The sequence below is a fragment of the Roseateles sp. genome (assembly GCF_044373315.1).
Classification (GTDB): domain Bacteria; phylum Pseudomonadota; class Gammaproteobacteria; order Burkholderiales; family Burkholderiaceae_C; genus JACDQM01.
The window spans coordinates 1-8,641 of record NZ_JBILQK010000122.1 but is presented as its reverse complement, the minus strand read 5'-3'; the positions used below and the strand labels follow the sequence as shown (position 1 = coordinate 8,641).

Sequence of the window (8,641 nt, the reverse complement as noted above, 5' to 3'; positions counted from 1 at the left end):
CGCTGGCGCGGCCGAAGGAATTGGCGGCGATGCCGGGCAGGGCGGTGACGGCACCGGCCAGATCGCCCTTCTTGTCCAGCGCGCTGCTGGAACTCTGTGTGGCCGAGATGTTCTCGGTGATCTGCACTGTCAGCGTGTCGCCCACCAAGCGCGCGCGGTGGTCTTCGAACAGCGGCCGGTAGCTGACCGACTGGTAGATCGAGCCGTTGGCCGGGGCTGTCGCCGGCAGCTGAGGCAGCTGCACCACCGGGGTGCTCTGCAGCTCGACGCGTGGGCTTTGCATCACGGCGCAACCGCCCAGCAGCAGGGCCGTGCTGAGCAGGCCCAGCGAGGGGAGGGTCTGGCGCAGGGTCATGACAAGCGCTCCTTAGATCTGGCTGAGCTTTTGCAGCATCTGGTCCGAGGTCTGCACCGCCTTGGAGTTGAGCTCGTAGGCGCGCTGGGTTTGGATCATCTGCACCAGCTCTTCCACCACATTGACGTTGGAGGTTTCGACAAAGCCCTGCTGAAGCGCGCCCAGGCCGTTGGCGTTGGGGGCGCCGGCGTTCGGCGTGCCGGAAGAGGCCGTTTCGGCAAACAGGTTCTGGCCGCGCGGATCCAGGCCGGCCGGATTGACGAAGTTGGCGACCTGGATCTGGCCTACCGTTTGAGGCGCAGCTTGCCCGGGGACGGTGACGCTGACCGTGCCGTCCTGGCCGACGGTCAGGCTCTGCGCATTGGCCGGCACCGTGATGCCGGGCAGCAGGGTGTATCCGTTGTTGGTGACGATCTGACCGTTGGCGTCGAGCTGGAAGCTGCCGTCGCGGGTGTAGGCGGTGGTGCCGTCGGGCATCTGGATCTGGAAGAAGCCGTTGCCCTTGATCGCCAGATCGAGGTTGTTGGTGGTCTGCTGCAGATTGCCCTGGCTGAACACGCGTGCGGTGGCGACCGGGCGCACGCCCAGGCCCACCTGCAGGCCGGTCGGCAGCACGGTCTGCTCGGTGGTGTTGGCGCCGCTCTGGCGCAGGTTCTGGTAGATCAGGTCCTCGAACACCGCGTGCGAACGCTTGAAGCCGTTGGTGGCGACGTTGGCGAGGTTGTTGGAGATGGTGTCCAGCTGGGTCTGCTGGGCCTCCATGCCGGTCTTGGCAATCCAGAGTGAGCGGATCATGGCGGCGTTCCTTTAGGTGGTGCCGAGCAGCTTTGCGGACTGCTGGCCTTGGGTCTGTGCGATCTGCAGCAGCTTCATCTGCTGTTCGAACTGGCGTGCCGCGGCAATCATGCTGACCATGGTCTCGACGGCGCTGACGTTGGAGCTTTCCAGCGCACCGTCCTGCAGCTTGGCGGTGGCGTCGGCCGGCAGGTCGCCATCGGCGGCCCGGAACAGGCCGTCGGTGCCGCGCGCCATCGGCGTCTCCGGCGTCACCAGCTTGAGGCGCCCGATAGCCGTCGGGCGTCCGGTCGGCCCTTTGGCGCTGATGGTGCCGTCGCTGCCGATCTGCAGCTCCGAATTCGGCGGCACATTGATCGGTCCGCCATCGCCCAGCGCCAGCAGGCCGTTGCGCAAGGACAGCAAGCCCTCTGCATTCACCTCCAGACCACCGGCCCGGGTGTATGCCTCGGTGCCGTCCAGACCCTGGACCGCGAGCCAGGCATTTCCCTGCATCGCCACGTCGAGGTTGCGTCCGGTCGGCTGGATAGGCCCGGGATTGGCGTTGTAGCCGATCGTCGTTTCCAGCGAGTAGGCGCGCGTGCTGGCGCCATCGCCGCGCACCGGCACGGCACGAAAGGCCTGCAGCTCGGCACGGAAGCCGTTGGTCGAGACGTTGGCCAGATTGTTGGCCAGCACGTCCTGGCGCTGCATGGCGGCTTTGGCGCCAGCCATCGACAGGTAGATCATGCGGTCCATGCTGGCCTCCGGTCAGTTCAGTGCGGGCTGCTGCATCAACGCAGGTTGACCAGCGTCTGCAGCACGTCGTTCAAGGTCTTGATCGACTGCGCATTGGCCTGGTAGACGCGCTGAGCGGTCACCATGTTCACCAGTTCGGCAGTGAGGTCGACGTTGGATTCCTCCAGCGAACCCGGCGAGAGCACGCCCAGATTGCCATCGCCGGGCACGCCGGTCACAGGCTCGCCCGAGGCGTTGGAGCGCGCCCAGGCGTTACCGCCCATGGGTTGCAGGCCCATGTTGTTGCGGAAGGCCGCCAGTTCAAGCTGACCGGCAGCCTTGGACTGCCCGTTCGAATACCGGGCGGTCACGACGCCGTCTTTCTCGATCTGGATGCCAGCCAGCTGCCCGGGGGCATAGCCGTTCTGGCTCAGGTCGGTCACCGCGAAGCTCGAGCCGTTCTCGGTGGCGGTGGTGATGTCCAGACGGATGGCGCGGTTGTCGGGGTTGTTGGGGTCTATGGTCGCCGCGTCGAAGGGGATGCTCAGTGTGGAGGCGCCACCGGCGTTCACGCCAGCGGGGATGTAGAGGTCCAGCGCGACAAGGGGTTGCAGTGGCGAACCACCTTGCTTGGGGAAGATGATCTGCGTGTACGGGATCACCGGCGCCTTCGGATCCGTGGGTGTGATGGTGCTGCCGTCGGCCCCCTGATCGAGTGGCTTGTCATTGGCGGTCATGTAGACGTTCCAGACGGTGCCGCCGCTGCCTGCGGGATCGGGCGTCTTGGTCCGCTGGAAGTACATGGTGATCGCGATCGGCTGGCCCTTCTTGTCGTAGACGGTCAGCGAGGTCGCGTTGTTATAGGTGCTGGGGTCTGTCAGCGACATGCCGGTGATTTCGTTGCCGCCGGAGTCGATGGGCGCAGTCGGGCTGGAGCGGGAGTCCAGGTTGAACTCCATCTTGATGTCGTTGGTGACCTGCGGGCTGATGCCCTTGGTGGGCAGTTGAAGCGGCTGAGCCAGTCCTGGACTGATCTTTCCGGTGCCATCGGCGGGGTAGCCGAGCAGCTTGAGCTGGTCGTTGTTGACGATGAAGCCGTCTTTGTCGACCTTGAACTGCCCATTGCGGCTGTAGACGTTCGGGCTCTTGCCGTCGCTGAGCTGGAAGAAGCCGATGCCATTGATCGCCAGATCCATCGGGTTTTCGGTGATGGAGATGTTGCCCTGAGTGAACTGCTGAGCCACGGTGGACAGCTTGGTGCCGATACCGATCGAGCTGCTACCCGCGCCGCTCAGCGAGGCTGCGTAAAGGTCGGAGAACTCAGCCCGCGAGGACTTGCTGCCGTAGGTGTTGGCGTTGGCGATGTTGTTGCCGATGATTTCCAGGTTCTTGCTGGAGGCGTTCAGACCGGACAGACCTTGTTGGAAGCTCATGGTGGTTCCTTGTGTGGGGCGAGCAGGGCGAGCGAGTGCGGGCTTGCGAGTTTCTGATCAATCGACAGACTTGATGGCGGTGTAGGCCACCTGGCCGAGGTTCTCGAGTTGCACCTGCAGCTTGCCGCTGCTGTTGGTGCTGACAGCGGTCACCTTGTCGGTGGAATACAGCGTGTTGCTCACCGGGGCTGTGCCGCTGGTGGCGGTGATGCGGAAGTTCACCTGGGTGTAGCCCTTGCTCTTCTCGGCCGACCAGTCGAACTGGTGCAGACCGGCGCTTTGCGCGCCGAGTTCCACCGTGTCGAGCACGGTGCCTGCCGGGCTGAGGACCTCGAGCTTGACCTTGTTGGCCGGGCCGCTGAGTTCGAAGGCGCCCTGGCCCCTGTTGTTGGCAATGACCATCTTGTTGCCTTCGATGCTGACATCGCGGCCGACCAGCGCCACGCCCTGCAGCGTCTGCATCTGGCCGAACTGGCTGGCCAGCGACTGGATCGACTTGTCCAGGCCGCTGATGCCCGAGACCGTCTGGATCTGCGCCATCTGGCTGGTCACCTGCGCGTTGTCCATCGGGTTCATCGGATCCTGGTTCTGCATCTGCGCAACCAGCAGCTTCAGGAAGCGGTCTTGCGTATCGACGGCATTCTTGGTGCTCAGCTGGTTGGCGGCGCCGCTGCCGGTGCTGCTGGTCTTGTTGAGCGTGGTGAAGTCCATGGCGGCTCCTTGGTGTCAGGGCTCAGGACTGGCCGAGCTGCAAGGTCTTGAGCAGCAGGCTCTTGGCCGTGCTCATCACCTCGATGTTGTTCTGATACGAGCGCGAGGCCGAGATCATGTTGACCATCTCCTCGACGCTGTTGACGTTGCTGTAGGTCACATAGCCCTCGGCGTCGGCCTGCGGGTGCTTGGGGTCGTGCACGCGGCGGCCCTGGCTCTGGTCTTCGGTGATCTGTGACACCCGGACGCCGGCCGAGCCGAGGTCCTTGCCGGCGCCCATCAGTTCGGTCTGGAACACCACCTGCCTGGCCTTGTAGGCCTGGCCATCGGGGCCGGCCACCGTGTCGGCATTGGCCAGGTTGCTGGCCACGACGTTGAGGCGCTGGCTCTGCGCGCTGACAGCGCTGCCTGAGACGTTGAAGATCTGGAACATCGACATGGCGTTCTCCTGTCAGTCCGGGCTTAGGCCGCGTTGTGCGACTTCATCGCATCCAGCGTGGTACGTACGCTGCCGTTGATGAAGCGCAGCGTGGCCTCGAACTTCACCGCGTTGTCGGCAAAGCTGGCGCGTTCGCGGTCCATGTCCACGGTGTTGCTGTCCAGGCTGGTCTGCGAGGGCGCACCGTAGAGCTTCTGGGGATCGCTTCGGGCGCCCGCCAGCGGTGCCATGTGGCCGCCCTGGGTGGTGTTCATGGCGCCGGCGGTCGGAATCTGGCCCGAGGCTTCGCGCAGGGCCCGCGCAAAGTCGAAATCGCGTGACTGATAGCCGGGCGTGTCAGCATTGGCAATATTGCTGGCGAGCAGGCGCTGGCGTTCCGAACGGAGCTTGAGCGCCTCGGTCTGGAAGTTCAGCGAATTGGTCAGTCGGTTGATCATGGTATGGCCCTCCGCATCTCTGCATGGCCTGTCGGGGCGCCTTGACGGCTGTATGGAGGTCATTGTGTTGTCGGGCCCCGGAAATCTTTAGCGGGAATAGAGCGGCCTTTGCTGCGCATTTCGGCGCTAAAGCCAGGCGAGCAGCGGCCTACAGTCCACCCCATGCTTCAAAACGCCCTCCATCCCATTGCCGTTCGCTGGACACGCGCGCTCTGCGTTGCGTTGCTGGCCGGGCTGGCCTGCGGCGTTGGTTGGGCCCAAGGCATGAACGCCTTGCCGCCGGAACTGCTGAATCGTCTGCAAGCCCTGGCCCAAAGCGGCGCGCAGGCTGGCGCACCTGCCCAGGCTCGGGTCGAGGTGCAGATCGGCCAGCTCGACCCGCGCCTGCGCCTGGCGCCATGCACCCAGATCCAGCCGTATCTGCCGGCTGGCCATCGCATGTGGGGCCGCAGCCGCATCGGACTGCGCTGCACCGATGGTTCGGCACGCTGGAATGTCACACTGCCGGTCACGGTGCAGGTCTACGCCAAGGCCCTGGTGGCCGCGCAGCCGCTGCCAGCCGGTGCCGAGCTCACTCAAGAGCATGTGCGTCTGGCCGAAATTGATCTTGCAGCCGACACTGGCAGCATCTTCACTCAGTTCAGTGGGCTTGACGGACGCGCCTTGCAGCGGCCATTGGCTGCTGGTGAGGCGGTGCGCAGCACCGACCTGCGCCAGCGGCGTTGGTTTGCGGCTGGCGAGCGGGTGCAGGTGCTGGCGGCAGGTGCCGGCTATGCGATTGCCAGCGAAGGCCAGGCCCTGGAGGCCGGTTTCGAAGGCAAGGATGTGCGTGTTCGTTTCGAGAATGGCCGGACCGTCACGGGCCGTGCCGTGGGTGATCGACGTGTGGAGGTGCTGCTATGACCAGCCAGCGCAGCCGGGGCCTGACCCGGCAGGGTAGCCCCGTAGTCACGGGGGTGGAATTCCCTCAAGTCTCGCCGGGATGGGTCGATACACCGGAGACCTGGACAGGTTTGGGCCTGACTCAGACCTATGGAGATCAACATGAAAATCGGTAACAGCCCCGAAGCGAAAGCCTCGCTGCCCGTTGCGCCGGATCGATCCGGCGGGGCGGAAGCAGGCCGCCCTCAAGGCGCGACGGCAGCGGCCGGCGCCAAGAAGGCACCCGAGGCCAGCGCCCAGATCGAGCTTTCGAGCAACGCCAGCAAGCTGCTGTCGAGCGTGTCGGAAGAAGGCTCTTTCGACGCGGAGAAGGTACAGCGCATTGCCCAAGCTATCAGTGATGGGAAGTTCAGCATCAATGCCGACGCGATCGCCGACAAGCTGATCGCCAATGCGCAGGAAATGCTGGCCCGCACGTCGCCGCACTGACGAGGCCTGAAGCCGGCCACCGCGCCGGCCTCAGGACTTGCCGGCGCCGATCCACTCTCTACGCCTCGCGGCGGGTACCGCTATGCACGCTTTGCCCCCAACTGATACGAATCTGACGCCTGAGCCGGCCATCAGCCAGTCGCTCGAACAGCCCTTGCTGGCTGTTGAAAGCTGCCTGAACCAGCTCGGCGAAGCGCTGCTGCGCCGGGATACCCAGGCCATCGAGATGCATGCCAGCGCGCTGCACAAGTCGCTGGCTGAGGCGATTGCCGCCTTCAGCGAAGCCGCCCGAGCCGGCAGCGTGCCGCCTAATTTGCGCCATCGTCTGGTGATGGCCGGTGGCCGTGTGGCGGCTCAGCGCGAGTCGCTGGCGCGCGCGACAGCTGCGTTGGACCGAGCCATCGACGTGCTGATGCCGGGTGAAAACACGGGCCTCTACTCTTCGCACGGCAAGGCCGAACGCAGCGCCCTGGGTGGCGGCTCCTACCAGGCCTGACTCGTCCGTTTTTTGCTCCGAACAAGCCACGCGCCGCGTGGCTTGTTTCATTTTCAGACGCCAGCTCAGCTTGTGGCTTTGCGCCGCACGCAGTCCAGATAGGCATGGCCATCCGGCGGCAGGCCGCTGCGCTGCGACGCCCAGATCATTTCGCCCAGGCACTCCATTGCCGCATGGTGCGCTTCGTGCAGGGACTGACGACGTGCCGCCAGCAGCTCAATGGCCTGGCGCACGCCGGTCGGCTGGTCAATCGACTGCTGTTCGGCCAGCGTCAGGTGCATGGACAGGTGCAGAAAGGGATTGGTTCGCCCTTCTTCCACCGTGTACACCTTGGCCAAGGCAGCCTCTTCATCGGCCAGCTCGGCGTGGTACTCCGGGTGCTCGTCGATCCACTGGGCAGCAATCGCTTCCATCGGGATCAGCGGCATGCCGGCGCGCAGCTTGCGATAGGTGGCGCAGAAGAAGCGCCGGACTTCAAGTTGGGACGGAGCGAACATGGTCCGATTGTCGCCGCGCCCGCTCAGGCCGGCGGCTCGGCCGGGTTTTCCGGGGCGCGCGGGTCTTGCGGGCCTGCTGGTGCGGCTTCGTGCCGGTCCCAGCCCTTGCGCTGACGGGCAGCCGCCTGCCCGCGCTCCTGCGCGAACAGCGCTTCCAGCTGCTGACGGCCTTCGCGTGCCGCGGCCGTCAGCGCGGCTTCGTCACGGTGCAGGGGCTGCATCACCGCGAGCTGTTCCAGGGTGTGCTGGCGAAAGCGCCAGGCCTGCTTGCGTGCCGCATGGGGCTGCATGCCCAGCAGCTCCAGCACGCTGCGTGCGCTCATCAGCGCCGAGTCAAGCGTTTCGCGTTCGATCAGGTGCACGCCCAGTTCGCGCAAGCGGAAGTAGTGCTGCACATTGCGTGCGCGGGCCACGATCTGCAACTGCGGGAAATGCTCGCGCGCCAGCGTTGCAATGGCCAGGCTGTGCTGGATGTCGTCCACGGCCAGCACGAGGATGCGTGCCTGCTCGGCGCCCGCAGTGCGCAGCAGGTCGAGCCGGGTGGCATCGCCGAAGAACACGCGCCAGCCGAAACGCCGCAGCGAGGCCACCGCCTCGGCGTCATGGTCCAGCACCGTGGCTTCGAAGCCGTTGGCGAACAGCAGCCGGCCGATGATCTGGCCGTAGCGGCCGAAACCCGCAATGATGATGGGGGCCTGCTGCTGCGCCGAAAGCTGGGCCTCGCCCGGCTCGACCTTGCGGGCCAGCCGGGGCGCCAGCAGCCGGTCGCTGATCAGCAGCAGCAGCGGGGTGCAGGCCAGTGACAGGGCTACCGCAGCGACCAGCGCGGAACTCTGCATCGCATCGATCAGCCCCGCTTGCGTCGCCAGCTGGAAGACGACGAAGCCGAACTCGCCACCCTGGGCCAGCAGCAGCACGAACACCGGACGCTCGGCCAACGGAATTCGCATCCAGGCCGCCATCGCGCTCAGCAGCGCCATCTTGCACAGCAGCAGCGCCAGCAGCAGGGCCAGTACCAGGCCGGGCTGCTGCTGCAGCACGCGCAGGTCCAGGCCCATGCCCACGGCCATGAAGAACAAGCCCAGCAGCAGTCCCTTGAAGGGCTCCAGGTCGGTTTCTAGCTCGCGTCGGAACTCGCTCTCGGCCAGCAGCACACCGGCCAGGAAGGCTCCCAGCGCAGCCGACAGGCCGGCCGCGTGCATCAGACTGGCCGAGCCCAGCACCACCAGCAAGGCGGCCGCGGTGAAGATCTCCGGCGTGCGGCTGCGAGCGATCCAGCGCAGCGCCGGGCGCAGCACCAGGCGACCGCACAGGCCCAGCGCAGCCATGGCACCCAAGGCCTTCAAGGCTTGCATGCCGCCCGAGCTTTCCGCCGGGCCGGCGGCCGTCA

Annotated in this window: 12 protein-coding genes; 3 read left to right on the top strand and 9 right to left on the bottom strand. The window is 65.7% G+C overall.

Annotation, left to right across the window (positions count from 1 at the left end; all coding sequences use genetic code 11):
* From ACIQ67_RS18135 to flgB, 7 genes are all read right to left on the bottom strand, one after another.
* The coding region (locus ACIQ67_RS18135) for a flagellar basal body L-ring protein FlgH (protein WP_397535779.1) at positions 1-355 on the bottom strand (355 nt) is incomplete at its 3' end.
* A gap of 12 nt (positions 356-367) precedes the next feature.
* Positions 368-1,150: a flagellar basal-body rod protein FlgG gene (flgG, locus tag ACIQ67_RS18130; protein ID WP_397535778.1), complete on the bottom strand. Its 783-nt coding sequence runs from the start codon at positions 1,148-1,150 to the stop codon at positions 368-370.
* Between the two features lie 12 nt (positions 1,151-1,162).
* A complete protein-coding gene (locus ACIQ67_RS18125; RefSeq protein WP_397535777.1) occupies positions 1,163-1,888 on the bottom strand; it encodes a flagellar basal body rod protein FlgF in 726 nt (241 codons plus the stop codon).
* A gap of 35 nt (positions 1,889-1,923) precedes the next feature.
* Positions 1,924-3,300: a flagellar hook protein FlgE gene (gene flgE / locus ACIQ67_RS18120; RefSeq protein ID WP_397535776.1), complete on the bottom strand. Its 1,377-nt coding sequence runs from the start codon at positions 3,298-3,300 to the stop codon at positions 1,924-1,926.
* Positions 3,301-3,357: 57 nt separating this feature from the next.
* Entirely contained in the window at positions 3,358-4,011 is a 654-nt protein-coding gene (locus tag ACIQ67_RS18115) for a flagellar hook assembly protein FlgD (RefSeq protein WP_397535775.1), read from the bottom strand.
* A gap of 22 nt (positions 4,012-4,033) precedes the next feature.
* Complete coding sequence (flgC, locus tag ACIQ67_RS18110; RefSeq protein WP_397535774.1) at positions 4,034-4,450, bottom strand: flagellar basal body rod protein FlgC; 417 nt, start codon at positions 4,448-4,450, stop codon at positions 4,034-4,036.
* A 23-nt stretch (positions 4,451-4,473) separates the two neighbouring features.
* Positions 4,474-4,887, bottom strand: coding sequence for a flagellar basal body rod protein FlgB (gene flgB / locus ACIQ67_RS18105; protein ID WP_397535773.1), 414 nt, complete (start codon positions 4,885-4,887; stop codon positions 4,474-4,476).
* Positions 4,888-5,049: 162 nt separating this feature from the next.
* Here flgB and flgA point away from each other — a divergent pair, with 162 nt between their 5' ends.
* From flgA to ACIQ67_RS18090, 3 genes are all read left to right on the top strand, one after another.
* Positions 5,050-5,790 (top strand): flagellar basal body P-ring formation chaperone FlgA, encoded by a 741-nt coding sequence (gene flgA / locus ACIQ67_RS18100; RefSeq protein WP_397535772.1) that lies wholly within the window; start codon positions 5,050-5,052, stop codon positions 5,788-5,790.
* Positions 5,791-5,919: 129 nt separating this feature from the next.
* On the top strand, positions 5,920-6,258 hold the full coding sequence (gene flgM / locus ACIQ67_RS18095) for a flagellar biosynthesis anti-sigma factor FlgM (RefSeq protein WP_397535771.1): 339 nt from the start codon (positions 5,920-5,922) through the stop codon (positions 6,256-6,258).
* An 82-nt stretch (positions 6,259-6,340) separates the two neighbouring features.
* A complete protein-coding gene (locus ACIQ67_RS18090; RefSeq protein WP_397535770.1) occupies positions 6,341-6,754 on the top strand; it encodes a hypothetical protein in 414 nt (137 codons plus the stop codon).
* A gap of 65 nt (positions 6,755-6,819) precedes the next feature.
* Here the strand turns inward: ACIQ67_RS18090 and ACIQ67_RS18085 are convergent, their stop codons facing one another.
* Together ACIQ67_RS18085 and ACIQ67_RS18080 are read right to left on the bottom strand one after the other, a co-directional pair.
* Positions 6,820-7,251, bottom strand: coding sequence for a DUF1841 family protein (locus tag ACIQ67_RS18085; RefSeq protein ID WP_397535769.1), 432 nt, complete (start codon positions 7,249-7,251; stop codon positions 6,820-6,822).
* Between the two features lie 23 nt (positions 7,252-7,274).
* A partial coding sequence (locus ACIQ67_RS18080) for a cation:proton antiporter (RefSeq protein WP_397535768.1) occupies positions 7,275-8,641 on the bottom strand: 1,367 nt, incomplete at its 5' end.